11 protein-coding genes are annotated in these 16,057 nt (G+C 58.6%); 2 read left to right on the forward strand and 9 right to left on the reverse strand.

Features of this window, described 5'->3' with window-relative positions:
* Positions 1-35: 35 nt before the first annotated feature.
* The 9 genes from ACYZTR_RS05810 to yaaA all read right to left on the reverse strand — a co-directional run bounded on the left by ACYZTR_RS05810 (position 36) and on the right by yaaA (position 12,883).
* Positions 36-1,169: a mannuronate-specific alginate lyase gene (locus tag ACYZTR_RS05810; RefSeq protein ID WP_461977169.1), complete on the reverse strand. Its 1,134-nt coding sequence runs from the start codon at positions 1,167-1,169 to the stop codon at positions 36-38.
* Positions 1,170-1,180: 11 nt separating this feature from the next.
* A complete protein-coding gene (locus tag ACYZTR_RS05815; protein ID WP_461977171.1) occupies positions 1,181-2,641 on the reverse strand; it encodes an alginate O-acetyltransferase in 1,461 nt (486 codons plus the stop codon).
* Positions 2,642-2,651: 10 nt separating this feature from the next.
* Positions 2,652-4,241 (reverse strand): mannuronan 5-epimerase AlgG, encoded by a 1,590-nt coding sequence (gene algG / locus ACYZTR_RS05820; protein WP_461977172.1) that lies wholly within the window; start codon positions 4,239-4,241, stop codon positions 2,652-2,654.
* 26 nt (positions 4,242-4,267) lie between these two features.
* Complete coding sequence (locus ACYZTR_RS05825) at positions 4,268-5,755, reverse strand: alginate export family protein (protein ID WP_461977174.1); 1,488 nt, start codon at positions 5,753-5,755, stop codon at positions 4,268-4,270.
* Positions 5,752-7,158 carry an alginate biosynthesis TPR repeat lipoprotein AlgK gene (gene algK, locus ACYZTR_RS05830; protein WP_461977176.1) on the reverse strand — a complete coding sequence of 469 codons (1,407 nt, stop codon included), beginning with the start codon at positions 7,156-7,158 and terminating at the stop codon, positions 5,752-5,754. Before algK ends, ACYZTR_RS05825 begins: the two co-directional genes overlap by 4 nt.
* A gap of 11 nt (positions 7,159-7,169) precedes the next feature.
* Positions 7,170-8,339 carry a PilZ domain-containing protein gene (locus ACYZTR_RS05835; RefSeq protein ID WP_461977178.1) on the reverse strand — a complete coding sequence of 390 codons (1,170 nt, stop codon included), beginning with the start codon at positions 8,337-8,339 and terminating at the stop codon, positions 7,170-7,172.
* A 35-nt stretch (positions 8,340-8,374) separates the two neighbouring features.
* Positions 8,375-9,856 carry a mannuronan synthase gene (alg8, locus tag ACYZTR_RS05840; RefSeq protein WP_461977180.1) on the reverse strand — a complete coding sequence of 494 codons (1,482 nt, stop codon included), beginning with the start codon at positions 9,854-9,856 and terminating at the stop codon, positions 8,375-8,377.
* 122 nt (positions 9,857-9,978) lie between these two features.
* Positions 9,979-11,295, reverse strand: a complete 1,317-nt coding sequence (locus ACYZTR_RS05845) for a nucleotide sugar dehydrogenase (RefSeq protein ID WP_461977182.1) — start codon at positions 11,293-11,295, stop codon at positions 9,979-9,981.
* Between the two features lie 808 nt (positions 11,296-12,103).
* The gene (gene yaaA / locus ACYZTR_RS05850) at positions 12,104-12,883 is read right to left on the reverse strand and encodes a peroxide stress protein YaaA (RefSeq protein WP_461977184.1); all 780 of its coding nucleotides are present in this window, start codon (positions 12,881-12,883) and stop codon (positions 12,104-12,106) included.
* A 247-nt stretch (positions 12,884-13,130) separates the two neighbouring features.
* Between yaaA and ACYZTR_RS05855 the strand changes: the two genes are divergently transcribed.
* Together ACYZTR_RS05855 and ACYZTR_RS05860 are read left to right on the forward strand one after the other, a co-directional pair.
* Positions 13,131-14,255 (forward strand): polysaccharide deacetylase family protein, encoded by a 1,125-nt coding sequence (locus ACYZTR_RS05855; RefSeq protein ID WP_461977186.1) that lies wholly within the window; start codon positions 13,131-13,133, stop codon positions 14,253-14,255.
* A 336-nt stretch (positions 14,256-14,591) separates the two neighbouring features.
* Positions 14,592-15,986 (forward strand): PhoH family protein, encoded by a 1,395-nt coding sequence (locus ACYZTR_RS05860; protein WP_449643839.1) that lies wholly within the window; start codon positions 14,592-14,594, stop codon positions 15,984-15,986.
* The last annotated feature ends 71 nt before the right edge of the window (positions 15,987-16,057 follow it).

The raw sequence follows: 16,057 nt of genomic DNA on the forward strand, positions 1-16,057 counted from the left end.
TTCCCACGCAGAGCGTGGGAACGATCACCGATGACTCAACTGCCTTTTTTGCCTTTTTCACTCGCCGGGTCGTAGACCTTGGTCAAATCCCCACCGAGGCGGAAGGTCTTGAACGGCTGCATTTCGCGCTTTTTCTCAAGCACATCCGGCGAGCAGGTGTAGAGCGTGCAGAACGGTTCGAGCCAGGAAAATTTCGAGTCGACCTTGAGGTCGGTCATGTCCTGCTCTTTACCGGTCTTCTTCTCGAATTCTTCCGGGTCTTCGACACCCGCGAGCACTCGATCACCCAGGCGCTTCAATGCGCCGTTGTTTTCCTGACGCAAGTCCACACCGTTGACCTGAGCGAAACTGGCGATCATTGCCAGAGGCGGCAGGGCGTAGTTGTGATAGGCGAGGGCGCGTTGCTGGCGCTTGAGTTCGTTGGGCAGGAAACCCTGCGCGTCGATTTGATTGACGCCGACTTTGTATTCCTTCACCGACCAGTCGAACAGGTCGCGGCGGTTGGTGGCGATGGACGTTGCCATCACCGACCAGGCGGACCAGTACGAGTGGTTGTTGGTTTTTTCCAGCGGCAGGTTGTCCCAGTCGCTGACCACTTGATCAGCCATCCTGCTGAACCAGGCCTCGATCAGTTGCGACTCTTGCTGATGGTTCGCCAACGGATGCGAGTCGGAGAACTTCAGGCGGATATAGGACGAGGCCATGCTGCCCAACGCCCATTTGCGCATGGACTTGCCGGTGTGGTTGAAGTCCTTGGACATCAACGCATCGGCCTTGGCCCAGGCGGTCAACCAATTCAGGGTGCATTCCAGCTGTTCCGGACGACCGTCACGCATGTACTGCATCACGCGCTTGCTGGTGCCGCGCTCAATCTTGGTGATGTCGGCCGTGGTGTCACGGAAGGCTTTTTCCGATGCCTCGTTCAGGGTCGAACGGGCCTTGTCGGAGCCTTCGTACTTGCTGCGAAATTGCAGCGAACCGGTGTACGGCGTCGGCATCGCATCACAGCCTTCGCTCTTGTCGCCGGTTTTGACTTTTTCAATCGGCGCGAAGTATCCCTGTGGCGGACGCAGGGGCGCGGCGGCCTGGGTGGCCCCGGCGAACATCGCCAGTGCCAGCAGGGAGGGCGCGATTAACTTTTTCAAAGTTCGGGTTTGCATGCATGTCATAGGAGGTAGCCTCATTGCCCGGCCTGAGCCGTACGCTGCTCAGCGCCTGGGAACACGTTGCGTTTGCAGATTTTCGCTTCGACTTTCTGTGGCGCGGCACCTGCTTCAGGGCCCTGGATTTCGACGGCCAGCAGATTCTGCGAGGCCCAGTCTTCGTCCGTGCGCAACTCAAAGGCGAAACGCCCGTCGGTATCGGAGGTTTCCGGTTTTTCGATCTTGATGTCCTCGTGGCGACCGTTCATGTACCAGAGGGTGGCTTGCAGATTTTTCACCGACGGATCGGCGAAGCGAATGTCAACCTGGTGGCTGCGGTTTTGCAGATTCAGGTTCTTGGTGTTGACCATCAATTCGTTCTTGCCCGGTTTCAACGTGGTGCTGCCGGTCATCTGTGCATCCTTTCCTTCGCAACCGTTGTCCAGCAGCGCCATCATCTGGCGGTAGATGGTTTCCTGGTCGAGGCGATAGAGCGGCGAGAATTCCCAAATCAGAATCTTCGGTGGCTTGGTCTGGAACTCTTCGCTGCCCAGGTACTGCAGCATCGAACCTTCCAGGCCACCGCCGGGGAACGCCACGTTGAGGATGTCGGCGCCGATGGCCTCTTCGAGGAAGCCGGAGAAGTTGTAGTTCTTGCCACTGTGGCTGGTGCCGACCAGGGTGACCTCCGGATTGCCGGAATCACTGAACAGATCGCCATCAGCTGCTTCGCCTTTCGGCTCGGTGGTGAACTGATCCATGTACTGGGTCGCGTAGCTGGTGCCACAGAGTTGACCGGCCATATTGTGTAACGTTCCGGTCTTGCCCATGCGACCCGACTTATGGCTCTCGAATTCGCGTTTCGGCACGTCGGCAAAGGCCGGCATTTTCTTGATTTGCTCACCGACGATTTTCGCCGTGCGCTGGGCGCCATACGGCGTCCAGTGTTGGTCGCCGCGGAAGTAGAAGTCGTGGGCCTGCTGGGTCTCAGGCAGCGATTCGTTGGTCAGCGGCGACAGGTCCGGCACGGTGTAGCCCATGGCGGCGAAACGCCCGAGCATGGTCTTGTAGTTCTTCAAGGCCTTGTCGAAATCGAACTTGGCTTTGTCTTCCGGGTTGAGCTTGTCACGGTTCACAAGACCACGGGTCGGCTGGTAAACAACGACCAGCTCCACGCCTTTGCTCTTGAACGCGTCGTGCAGTTCTTTCATGCGTTTGTAGCCGGCGGGCGTGGTGTCGAACTCGGTGCGCAAGTCTTCTTGCGTACGGAATAGCCAATCGCCTTGGGCCTGCACCAGCGTGGTGAAGTTCTGCTGGTAACGCGTGATGTAGTTTTTCGCGTCGTGCGCTGCCGGGCACAGGTTGCAGCACGGCTCGGCGTCGAAGCTGGGTGGCTTTATGTTGCCGGCAGCTGCATCGGCACGAGCGCCGGCGCTGGCCGCGAGAATGCCGACGGTCAGGGCCGACAGGCTGAGTAATTTGATCAAGTGTGAGTGCATAAAATTGTCCTCAGTCCTGCATTTCGGTCTGGCGTTCGACAGGGTCGATCAGCACGGCTTTCTGCTGGCGAACCAGCAGGTCGAGAATTTCATCCTGGCGCTCGCCAAGAATTCCGTTGAAGCTGATGCCGCTGGATTTGGTCGGCGAGAGCATGGACACGCGATACAACTCGACGCTCAGCGGCGAGTCGATGGACAGTGGTCCGCTGCCGTTGCCGGCCAGTTCGCCACCGACGATGATCAGCGACACCTGGGCGTCGAACGGGTCGAGCTTGATGTCACGGTCGGTGTCGCTCAGGTCCTTGATGTGCCCGTAGACACCGGTCAGGCCGTTGGCCATGGACAGGTTTTCGTAGAGGCGGATGTTCACGCTGTTACGAATCCGGATGCCGTGACGACGGTTGCTGATCACCTTGTTGCCCCACAGCAGGTTGTCGCCACTCTCGTAGAGGGTGATGCCGTCGGTGTGGTTCTTGTAAATCTCGTTGTAGGCGATCAGGTTGCTCACGCTGTTACGGTCGATCACCAGGCCCGACAACTTGTTGTCGTAGCTGCGGTTGTTGAAGATGAAGCTTTTGTTGACCTCACGGGAAATGATGATCCCGTGCTTCTTCTTGGTCCCGAACACCGTGTTGTCGGCGATGATCAGACCGTGGGAACGGTCATGCGGGTCAATGCCGTAGACGATGTTGTCTTTGTAGGTGTTGCCCTTGACCACAAAGTCGCGGGTTTCGTAGCAGTAGAAGCCGTACCACATGTCCGAGAACTCGGAGCCGACAATCCAGCCGGTCGGTTCAGGGCGCTTGAGCACCTTGGCCATGTTCGGCGTGTACTGGGAAATACTCACGCCGTAAGACTTACTGTTGGCATAACCGAAACTGGCGATCTTGCTGTTGGCGATGTAAGTCTCGGTGCCACCCCAGGACAACATGAACGGACGGAATTCCTTCGCCGACTTGAACATCGCCGGGCCGTTTGCCTTCTCACTCCAACCGGTGATTTTGGTATCACGCACGAACAGCTGACCGTCGTTGACCAGGAACGAACCGGCCTCCTGAGACAGGCGCAGTTCCTGGGTCTGCTTGTCGATTTCCAGAATGCCCTTGTTACCCACCACAATCGGCAACTTCGCCAGGAATACGCCCGGCGAGGTTTCGCTGAAGTACTGCTTGGGCACCTTCTTGGCCAGATCCTTGAGGTTCATATAGCCGTCATCAATGAAGATGGCCTGCGGGATGCCGTGCTGACGCACCACCCATTCAGCCATCTTGTTGTCGCCGCCGATAAAGTCCTTCAGGGCGTTTTCCTGCATCATCCGGCGCACGCTGATTTTGCCGGGGTTGGTGCGCACGATTTTCGCGGCGATGGCTTCGGCGGTGTAGCCGGAGGTGTCCGGCAGTGTCGGTTTGGCCAACTCCAGCGGCGCGGTCGGGGCGCTGCTGACGGTGTAGGTCTTGGCCTGTTGCAAGCCTTTGGCAATGGTCGCCGGTTGCCCTTTTTGAACGGGCGCGGTCGGCTCCACCGCGGCGAAAGCTGCCGTGCTGGCCAGCAACATCGCGCCGGCCAGCAAGGTTATCGAGCCTCTCTTCGGACTGTTCATGTCAGGAACTCCCTTAGCGGTTCGCATCAGAAGCGCCAGATCACGTCGACAAACGCGCGGTGCATGTACGAGTCGACGCCTTTGCCATACGCATCACCGGGCTTGAACACACCGCCACGCAAACGCACCAGGGCCGAAGGCTCATCGATCGATTGGCTCAAGGCTGCGGGCAGCAGGCCTTGCTTGAAGTACTTGGTGACGACCACGTCCATTTCCTGACCGAGGTCTTTGCTGCCATCTTCCAGTGGCAGGGACGTGCTGGAGAGCACCGCGCCGGTCACGTCGTCGGTGTCATTCTGGACGGCATTGATGCCGTTGCTGCCGACCGGCTTGTTGCCGTCGACGCGCCAGAATTTGTGGTAGATCACACTGGCGTCGTATTCGTCGTTGAGCATCCACGAGCCGAACAAGGTCGCGGACTGCATGTTGTTCGTTTCACCACGGAACGCTTCGCCGAAACGGTGAACCCGCGAGCGAGTACCGGTGTAGTTCGAACGGTTGCTTTGCAGGCCGTTCTGTTCGTAATCAGCGCTGGCACGGGCATAAGCTGCACCGACTTGCCATTGCGGATCGAGGCGCAGGCGTACACCGAGGTCGGTGGCCCAGCCATCGACGTTGCCGCTGGATTTGGCTTGTGCCGGCGCGTTGCCCTCGGCGGTCAGCGGGTTGACCGTGTCGCGGTCGCCGCTCATGCCGGTGACGCTGCCCCAGTAATTGACGGTGTTGGTGTTGCGCCAGTTGTAGGCATCGCTGTCGGCGGTGAGGCCGAGCCAGCTGATATTGCCATTCTCTTTCTTGTCCAGAGAATCGGCGGGAACACCTGGCTGCGCGGTATCGAGCTTGCCGTCATCGTAGGTGTGATGACCGCGAATGCCGACCCAGTTGCCCGGGTTCCACTGATACGCCGCATCGGCGTAAGCGTGCAGGCGATCCTTGTCCTTGGGCGCGAGTTCGGTGAGGTCGGTACGGTACTCGCTGAAGCGTTCGGCAACACCGGCGTTGGCGCGTAACAGGGTGGTGTCGAAGGTCCAGTTCAGGGCTTCGATGTTGGTGTCGCGCCATTGGCCGTCGTCATTGCGCAGGCGCTGGCGACCGAGTTTGAGTATCTCGCCCGGGTAGGGCGTAAGGCCGCTGTAACCGACCCAGAACTCGCGCATCGCCAAGTAGTTTTTCTTGGTCTTGCGATCACCGTTGTCGGTGGCCTGGGTGCCGTCGCTGTCGGACTGCTGAAGGGTGTCGGTCTCGATGATGTCGGTGGACGTCACCGCCTGGCCCATGGCGTAGGCGCTCCACGCGCCGCTCTCGCCATAGACCCACGGACGCAAGTCGAGGCCGACGCCATTGACGTCACCGCCCTCGGCAGTGCCAAGGTCGGCGTCGTCTTCGGACTGGGCGGTGACTTTCACGTCAAGGCCGTAATTCTTGCTTTCAGTCAGGGCCGCCAGGGTCGGGCACGACCACAAGAGGGCGAATGACAGGCCAATACCGGCCTTAACGAATGGATTCAACTTCATAGGGATTCCTCGCCGTCTTCTTCTTCCAGGGCATGCAGTTCCAGCGTGTTCTGGCTCAAGGCACCACGAACGGCCTGTTCTTGTTTCAACAGGCGTTGGGCCTCGGCGAGCTGGGCAGGCGGCAATTGGGTTTCGATTGTTTGCGCAAGTTCAGTGGCTTGCGGGGTGTTCTGCGCCTTGGCCAATTGGCTGAAGACGTAAGCGTTCAGCGGGTCGGGCTTGGTGCCCTTGCCCTGGGAGAACAGTTGGGCAATGGCGAAGTCGGCGCTGTTCTGACCGTTACGCGCAGCCTTGAGCAGGTGATCCAGCGCTTTCTGCGAATAGACCTTGCCCAGGTAACCACGGCGGTAAATCTGGCCGAGGTAGTAATCGGCGGCCACTTCTCTGCCGACGGCTTTCTTGAAGTGTTCTTCGGCGACCTTGGCGTCGGTCGGCACCATTTTGCCTTCGTAGTAGAGCTTGCCCAGCAACAGTTCGGCGCGCGGCTGGTCAGCGGCGCGGCCGTTCTCCAGGTATTTCATCATCGTGTCGACGTCGCCGAGTTCCGGGAAGTCGTAGAGCAGTTGCGCCAGGCTGACCCAGGAAGCGGGGTAGCCGGGTGCGATGCCTTCGAGCAGCGACTGGGCGGTTTTTTCGTCGGTCGTGCCCAGGGTTGCATTGCCCAGTACGCGGGCCACGCTGTCCACGCGTTGGGCGGAAACCGTGCCACGAGCCTGAGCGGCCTGCATCTGCTTGATCAGCTCGGCCTGTTGTTCAGGCTGGGCTTTTTTCTGATAAACCGTGGCCAACTCGACGTAGCAGATGTCGGTGGTGTTCAACGCGGCTTTGCAGATGGTTTCGACTTCGTCCAAGTGCTGGTCGTAAGTGCCCTGAGTGCGATAGAGCAGCACTTGGGCCAGGCCCGCTTCCGGTTTGCCTTCGGCGCGCCATTGGCTGATCTGCTGTTGCGCGTTGACGTTCGGGAAACTGTGTGGGTATTGCAGGTACAGCATCGCCAGCGGGATCAGAGTGTTGCCTTCACCTGCGGCCGAGGCTTTTTTCAACAGGCCTTCGGCTTCGTGCTGTTCGGCTTCGGTGGAACCGGGTTTGGCCACCAACAGACGACCCAGGCGAGCCTGGGCCCGCGGCGAGACGCTGGCCGCGGCGCGGTAAGTCGCCTCGGCTTGTTTGATCTGCGCCGGGTCACGGCTGTCGACCTGAATATCGGCCAGGCCAACCTGTGCTTCGCTGTAGCCCAGGTCTGCCAGTTGCTGGTAATTCTGCGCCGCCAGCGTGGTATCACCGCGCTTGAGGGCTTCGTTGGCCAGACGCTGGTCGGGCAGACCGGCGCATCCGGCCAGGGCAATTGCCATGGCCAGAGTCAGCGGGACTGGCAGGATTCTGATTGGGCTAGTCACGGGCATGTCCTCTGTTATTAACGACCGGCGGCCATGGCTTTATCGATCAGCCAGTTCAGGTTCGGACCACGAGTGCTGTTCACTTCAACCGGACGACCGGAGAATTTGCTGTCCAGCGGCTCGTCAGGCTTGATCAGCACGCGGATGTCGGACGACAGGTCGGCGCTTTTCAGGCTGGTGCTGCTGACGATCGTGCCGCTGCGAGTTTTGTCTTCGCCGGCGATCTGGAAGCTGACGGTGCTGCCTGGAAGCACATCGCCGAACTGACGATAGGAGAAGCGCGCTTCAACGTTGGCTTCGCTGTTGCGCGGCACCAGTTGGAAGATCACGTCGCCCTTGGTGGCGTACTGGCCGTCGGCGACCATTTGCTGCGCCACGGTGCAATCGCACGGCGACGTCAGGGTGCCGGTCATTTGCTTGCCGAACAGCTCTTCAACCTTGGCCGGTTGCAGTTGGTTATCGTCCAGATGGCCCTTGAGTACGTCGAGCATGCTGGTACTGAACGTCGCCAGCGGGGCGCCTTTGGCCGCAACACCGTCGGTTTTCACCAGGCTCTGCACAGTGCCGTCGCGCGGCATGGTGATGTTCATGCCCGCCACGCTGACCAGGCCGGCCTGCGCGTGGCTGACGAAGTACATGCCGTACACCGACTTGAAAATGAAGCCGAATGCCGTCAGACCGACGAGGAAAATCGCGAAGCTGAAGGTCACTGCACGCAGACGACCGAACGCGGTCATGCCGTGGCCGCCATCCTTGACCTTGCGCGCCTTGGTGAAGTTGTCGCGCTGCAGGGTTGCCAGCACTTCACCCATGCTGACGATGTCGCCGGCCAGGTGCGAGGTGATCAAGTGGCGCAGGGTGGAAATGTCCTGAGGTTCGAGGTTCTGGAACTCGCAACCGGTACGGCCGGTTTCGCGCTCGTGGGAGCGGACCAGTAGCTCGACGTCCATGGCCAGGCCGAGGTTATCGATGACGAACTGCAGGCGGGCCTTGTACTTGTCGCCGATCTTCAGTGGCAGCTGACCGGCGTTGAAGGCCAGGCCGCCAGCGGAGAGGTCGAGGACCCGAGCTTCTACCGGGGTCCGGTCAGGACCGTAGAAGCGCAGCTTGGCCGGGATTTTCACTCGGGCGTGCTGGCGCTGAGCTTCTGATTCATGCACTACGTTGGCGTTGACGGCGGTATTCATATGGACGATTTCCTAGTTAATTCAGGCGAGTTCGGTCAGACCATCATCAGCAGCACAGCAACAAAAATGCTGCCGGCGGAGAAGGTCATGGTCCGAGACGACCAAGTGTTGAACCAACGTTGAAAGCTGGCGAGATCACGGGTCAATTTGGTGTCCTGGCGAGTCCAGGATTGTTGGTCGAGGCGGAAGAACACGTAGATCTTCACCAGCGCGCCGACGATCTGGTTGTAATACAGAATCGCCGGGTAGGCCGGGCCGATCTTGTGACCGGAGCAGGACAGCAGCAGGGTCAGGATCAGGCGGGTAATGCCGATCCACAGCAGGTAAACCAGGATGAACGCGGCGCCGTACTTGACGGTGGCGAGGATCGCGACCGTCAGGCCCAACAGCGATGTCCACATCGATACACGCTGGTCGAACAGCACCACCGAAGTGAACAGGCCAAGGCGTTTCATCCCCAGGCCCAAGGCGCGGGAGTTCTGGCGCAGGTTGTTGCCGTACCAGCGGAACATCAGTTTGCGACTGGCCTTGATGAAGCTTTTTTCCGGCGGGTGTTCCACAGTGTGAATAGCGGCGTCCGGCACGTAGAACGTGTCGTAGCCCAGGCGCATCAAGCTGAACCAGCTTGACTTGTCATCACCGGTGAGGAACTTGAAGCGGCCCAGGCGCCAGTGTTGCAGCGAGTCGCTTTCCACGTCGGCGATGAAGTCCGGGTCGGTCACCACGGTGGCGCGAAATACCGACATCCGCCCGGTCATGGTCAGCACGCGCTTGGACAGGGCCATCGAGCACATGTTGATGTGGCGCTGGGCGAATCGCAGTTTGTGCCACTCGCTCATGATGTAGCCGCCGCGCACTTCGCAGAACTCGTTGGTGGTCAGGCCGCCGACATTGCCGAACAGCTGGAACCACGGCACGGTCTTGAGCACGACGCCTTCGGCGAGCACGGTGTCGCCATCGATCACTGCAACCACTGCGCGGTCGTCCGGCAGGTGGCGGGAGATGGCGCGGAAACCGTAGGCCAGGCCATCGCGCTTGCCGGTGCCGGGAATGCGCACGAAGTCGAGCTTGACGCGAGCCGGTGGGTTCATCCGGGCCCAAAGGCTTTTCACCAGCTTCTCATCGGACATTTCCACGATGGAGCAGACCATGGTGGTCGGCAGGCCGCAGTCGATCGCTTCGCGAATCACCGAGGCGTAGACCTGGGCGGTGGTCAGCGCATCGATACGAAAACTGGTGACCATCAGGAACACATGGGACGGGTCTGCCGCTTTACCCAGCTTGCGCACTTTGCGCCGCAGGTGCGGGTAGACCACGTACAGAAACAGCATGCCGCGCAGAAAGTGCGTGGCACCCATCGAGTAGCGCCAGATACCGACGATACCGATCAGGAAGATGAAGTCCTTCGACTCGGCGTCGAACGTGGACGCAGGCAACGCCATGGCGATGCCCATCAATAAACTTAGGTAAAACAGCCAACCGGCGACCTGAAGTAGGCCGTGCTTTAGCCTGTGCATAATCTGCATCCGTCTCTATCTCGGGCGAGCCTGTGGGGTGGCCCGATGGGGTTAAGGCAGGCGAAAAAGCCGGGAGGGTTTGCTGGCGATATGAGCGCCGCGAACCCTCCCGATGCCGCTTGTTACCAGCAGATGCCTTCAGTCCGGCCACTTGTGCTAGTGGCTTGGGACATGAAACCGACCAGGTCGATCACTTGCTTGCCGTGTGGAGCTTGTTGCGCCAGAGCGCGGAACTTCTCGTCACGGTTGCCGAGGATGATCACGTCGGAGTTGTTGATCACGTCGTCGAAGTCAGCATTGAGCAAGGACGAGACGTGAGGGATCTTCGACTCGATGTAATCCTTGTTCGCGCCGTGAACGCGGGCATATTCGACGTTGGTGTCGTAGATGCTCAGGTCGTAGCCCTTGCCGATCAGCATTTCCGCCAGATCAACCAGCGGGCTTTCGCGCAGGTCGTCAGTACCGGCCTTGAAGCTCAGACCCAGCAGGGCGACTTTGCGTTTTCCGTGGCTGGAGACGATGTTGAAAGCGTTCTGCACCTGGGACTCGTTACTGCGCATCAGCGAGTTGAGCAGCGGTGCTTCCACGTCCAGCGAACCGGCGCGGTAGGTCAGGGCGCGAACGTCTTTCGGCAGGCAGGAACCGCCGAACGCGAAACCAGGGCGCATGTAGTATTGGGACAGGTTCAACGTCTTGTCCTGGCAGACCACTTCCATCACTTCACGACCATCGACGCCGACAGCCTTGGCAATGTTGCCGATCTCGTTGGCGAAGGTCACCTTGGTGGCGTGCCACACGTTGCAGGTGTACTTGATCATCTCGGCCACTGCGATGTCCTTGCGGATGATCGGAGCATCGAGCTCTTCGTACAGCGATTGCAGAACGTCGCCCGAAGCCTTGTCGAACTCGCCGATGACGGTCATTGGCGGCAGGTCGTAATCGGCGATCGCGGTGCTTTCACGCAGGAACTCTGGGTTCACTGCTACGCCGAAATCGACGCCGGCTTTTTTGCCGGAGCAGTCTTCGAGGATTGGGATGACAACGTTTGCGACAGTGCCTGGCAGTACGGTGCTGCGAACCACGATGGTGTGGCGGGTAGTCTTGTCACGCAGGACAAAACCGATCTCGCGGCACACGGCTTCGATGTAATTCAGTTCCAGATCGCCGTTCTTCTTGCTCGGCGTGCCCACACAGATCATCGACAGATCGGTGGCGCGAATCGCCTCGGCGAAGTCGGTCGTGCCGCGCAGGCGGCCCGTCTCGATACCCTTCTGCAGAAGTTCGCCCAGACCCGGTTCAACAATCGGCGATTTGCCGGCGTTGATCATATCGATCTTGTCTTTGGCGACATCGACGCCAACGACCTCATGGCCCCGTGCAGACAGGCAACCGGCACATACTGCACCGACGTAACCCAAACCAAATATGCTGATGCGCATCGCATTTACCTCTGTATTTATCAAGCCATCACATGGCCGGAGTTAATGGTGTTCAGCGGTCAAAGTGCACTCGGAAGTGCGCCCTAAAGGCGCAACAATGCCGCGTGCAGGCATATAAGTTCCGAGTGTCTAATTAAGTTCACTCAAAATGTGCGCAACTAGGCTTTTATTGTTATGGCTTGCCCTGTTATGCAGCAGATCTTCTAATCAGAAGACATTCGTGCAAAGGTCTTGCGCGCTCAATGCCAGGCCACAAGCCCGTCGATCAAGCGGTTGGGTGCTCAGGTGAGCACGTTTATAGGGGCGCAGCCTTGGCCTTGCAGGGGGACAGTTATGATGCTTATCTCCCATCCTTCATGTGTGGCCCCAATCAGGGGCGCGTAAGCGAAAGTTATTGTGACAACTTTGCTACGTGAATCTTTTCTCTGCGTAAGTTATCTCGTACAAGCGCCGAGAGAATGGTTACCGATGGTATGAGCTACGCATTTGGACATAGTTCCGATCCGACCATCACGAATTCTGAAATTTCTTGAAATATTGAAAAAGATGGCACTGCTCTCATATTGATAGCAACACCTGTTTGGCCCTTGATACATAGGGTTATTGTCGAATTAGATAGTTATGTGCCACTACCGATAAAAAAATTCAGTGCCACTACTGAAAAGAATCATCAATGTCGAGTGAAACTAAAGTTAGAAAAAAGAGTGATTGTTTTTTGGCGCCAATGAAGTGGCAAATCGAGCGGGGATTGCTGGACGATCGGACGTCGGCGCACGACCCGCTAATGAGGCGTGCACCGATCGGGTGCTTACTCTGGCGCTTGATCGCGCAGGAACACCAGATTATCCGGTTTAGACTGCTCGGCGCTGTAGCGATAGCCTTGGACATCGAACTGCTTAAGGGCTGCCGGGTCGTTGATGCGTTCTTCTATAACGAAGCGACTCATCATGCCGCGGGCCTTTTTCGCGTAGAAACTGATGATTTTGTACTGGCCGTTCTTCCGGTCCTTGAATTCGGTATTAATGATGCGCGCGTTCAGGGCGTTGCGTTTGACCGCCGAGAAGTACTCGTTGGAGGCCAGGTTCAGCAGCACGTCATCGCCTTGATCGGCCAGGGCTTCGTTCAGCCATTCGCTGATCTGTGTGCCCCAAAAGGCATACAAGTCCTTGCCACGGGCATTCGCCAGTTTGGTCCCCATCTCCAGTCGATACGGCTGCATCAGGTCTAGTGGGCGCAGCAGGCCGTACAGGCCGGACAACATGCGCAAGTGCTGCTGGGCGTAATCGAAATCGGCTTCGCTGAAGGTTTGAGCATTCAACCCGGTGTAGACGTCACCCTTGAATGCGAGCAAGGCCTGTTTGGCGTTGGCGGGGGTGAACGCCGGCGTCCAGCTGCCGAAGCGCGCGGCGTTGAGCCCGCCGATCTTGTCGGAGACGTGCATCAACTCGCTGATCTGCGCAGGGGTCAGCTCGCGCAGCTGCAGGATCAGCTCCTGGGAATGGTCGAGGTATTGCGGCTGGGTGAAGCGCTGGGTCGCCGGCGGTGTTTCGTAATCGAGGGTCTTGGCGGGGGAAATCACCATCAGCATGAAGTCGTCTCCTTTAATCGTGGGGGCGATTCTAGGGGGTTGTCCTTGTTGACTCCAGCTATCAAGCCCATAGGTGATCGGCGGTTTTGCACAAACCCTGTAGGAGCGAGGCTTGCCCGCGAAGGCGGTGCCAACTGACACACCGCCTTCGCGGGCAAGCCTCGCTCCTACAGGGTTCAGTGTTGCTGCGGGAATGTGAGTGGGATCGGCTATAGTGCCGCGCGGGTTTTGTTATGGAGACATCCCATTGCGTACTGTTTTTCTAATCACGGCTTGGCTCTTGAGCTTCGGTGCCCTGGCCGCTCAGAGTGATGTGGCGACGATTGATCGCAGCACGTGGCCCGAACAGCTCAGCAGCCCGACCCTGTTTGACGTTGCGTCACGGGCCGAGATCCTGATGTTCGCTCGCGTCCTGCTGGCCAGCGAATCTCTGGATGACGTGAGCCTGGCCCAGCGCCTGGGGTTGCGCACGGTCAATCTGGAATCGATCAACAACCTGCGCCAGCGCATGTGGCAGCGCCTGCTGGCCAACTACAACTTCGCCCAGCAGAGCTGCGATCAGGATGCCTCGTTCTGTTTCCTGGTCGAAGACATGGACACCCTGCGCCAGCAAGCCGCCAAGTTTCAGGTCAGCGATGAGAGCTACTACATAAAGTGGGCCGAGCCGAGCCGACTGTTCCATGCCCAGTACCTGGACGAGCAATTGCGCAAGGCGGCGCTGTTTCCGCAAACCAGCAGTGAAGTTGATCGTTTTGGCGACTATGAGCGCAATGGCGAAGCGATGCATGACCGGCTGTTTTTGCTGACCTTCGACAGCGCCGCCAATGCCACGCCGGATAACACTGCGTGGGCCACGGAATACCTGCGCAAGTTGAACATGAGCGGCACGTTCTTCGTCCTCGGCAAGGACACCCAGGCCCGACTGGCCGATCGCTCGGTGGCCAGTCTGCAAGCGACTTACTCAAAGCAGTGCATCGGTGTGCAAGGCTGGGAGTTCCGCTCCCACAGCCACTGGCAGGACTGGCAGGATTCTGTGCGCCGCAGTGTCGAGCTGGTTAAAAGCAAACTGCCTGAAAACTACGTGCCCTTGTTTCGGCCGCCCGATGGTCAGCGTCGTTCCGATGCGCAAGGCTTCTTCAAGGCTCAGGGTTTGCAGGTGGCGTTGTGGGACATGGATGCCCAGGACGGTGCCGGCAAGCTAAAGGGCAATCAGAGCGCGCAACGGGTGTTGACCCTGATGCTGTTGTGGCGGCACGGGGTGATCAACTTCAATGTGAAGCAAGATGCAGTGAAAACGGCGATGCCTTGGCTCATGACACAAACGGCGCCAAGCGGGATCGGTTGGGAAGACTGTCAGGATGCGTTTCGCTGAGAACGACGAAAGCCCGTAAACATTGGGCCAAGGGCGGTTTTTGAAGATGATTCGGTGCAGGCGGACTTCCGACTTTAACGGCACATTGCCTGCACGCCAAGGGCTATTCGTCACTCTGAAAAATAAACTTCAAAAAAACGTCAAAGTACTTTTTTCTGTCATGGGTTTTGGAGTATTACGAAGACAGACCGCCGAAACCTGCAGACAGGTGGCGTCTTCCAAGACCCCGCTATGGATGCAGTTCACTTGAATCCTCGCAGGTGAATTCGGTGGCCACTTCGAGGCGCAGCACTGTCACGGTATTGCGTCGACTGGCTCCCACAAAGGTGACCGAGTATGGATGATCACGGACGTAGTTCTTCTTCCAACCAGCCAATCCTTTATGTACTCGATACCAACGTATTGATTCACGATCCAAACGCCCTGCTTAACTTCGAAGAACACCACGTCGCGATCCCTATGACCGTGCTTGAGGAGCTGGACAAGCTCAAAAGCGGGCAGCACAGCGTGGCTGCAGAATGCCGTCAGGCCATACGCTTGATCGACAAGACCCTGGGCGACGCCAGCCCTCAAGATGTCGAGCTCGGGGTTCCGATCCAGCGTGGCAAAAGTGGGCCCAAGGGCTTGCTGTCAATTCTGATGAGCAAGCGTGCCGAACCGAACATCATTCTGCCCGAGCACCTGAACGACAACATCATCATCAACCAGTTGATCGACTTGCACGCGCGCGAACCCAATCTGCCCGTGGTGCTGGTCACCAAAGACATCAACATGCGCCTCAAGGCGCGGGCTTGCGGGATTGCGGCCGAGGACTACAGCACCGACCAGCTGGTCGACGACGTGTCATTGCTGCCCAACGGTTATCACAACATGACCGGCTCCTTCTGGGACCGCGTGAGGAATGTCGACACCCGCCAGGATCACGGCCGCACCTGGCACCAGGTGCAGTTGATCGATAACCTGCCGGCGGTGCACATCAACGAGTTCATCATCGATGAACAGGGATTTGTCGGCTGGATCAAGGAAATCCAGAGCGACAAATTGCTGATTCTCGACCTGCATCAGGAACCCTTGTTGCACCAGGAAGCCTGGGGCCTGAAACCGCGTGACATCTATCAGAGCCTGGCGCTGTATGCCTTGCTTGATCCGGATATTCACCTGGTCAACCTGACCGGTGCGGCCGGTTCCGGTAAAACCATCCTCGCATTGGCGGCGGCGATCGAGCAGACCATGGTCAGCAAACGCTACCGGCGCATCATCGCGACGCGTAGCGTGCAGGGCCTGGACCAGGAGATCGGCTTCCTGCCCGGCACCGAAGCGGAAAAAATGGAGCCTTGGCTGGGCGCCATCACCGACAACCTCGAAGCCTTGCACATGGATGACGAAAACACCCATGGCAGCGTCGATTACATCCTCAGCAAAGTGCCTTTGCAGTTCAAATCCCTCAACTACATTCGAGGCCGCAGCTTCCAGCAGAGCCTGATCCTGATCGATGAGTGCCAGAACCTCACGCCGCACCAGATGAAAACCATCATCACCCGTGCTGGCGCCGGCTCCAAAGTGGTGTGCCTGGGCAACCTGGCACAGATCGACACGCCTTACCTGTCCGCGACCAGTTCCGGGCTGACGTACCTGACAGAGCGCTTCAAGGATTTCCCCAACGGGGTGCACATCACCCTGCAAGGGGTGCCACGTTCGATACTGGCCGAATACGCCGAAACGCATTTGTAACCCTCATCAAAACCGGGCGGCTTCCAGGTCGCCCGGTTTTTTTATGCCCAGCACATAACCTTGTGGTGACC

The organism is Pseudomonas sp. Hz4 (genome assembly GCF_054898165.1).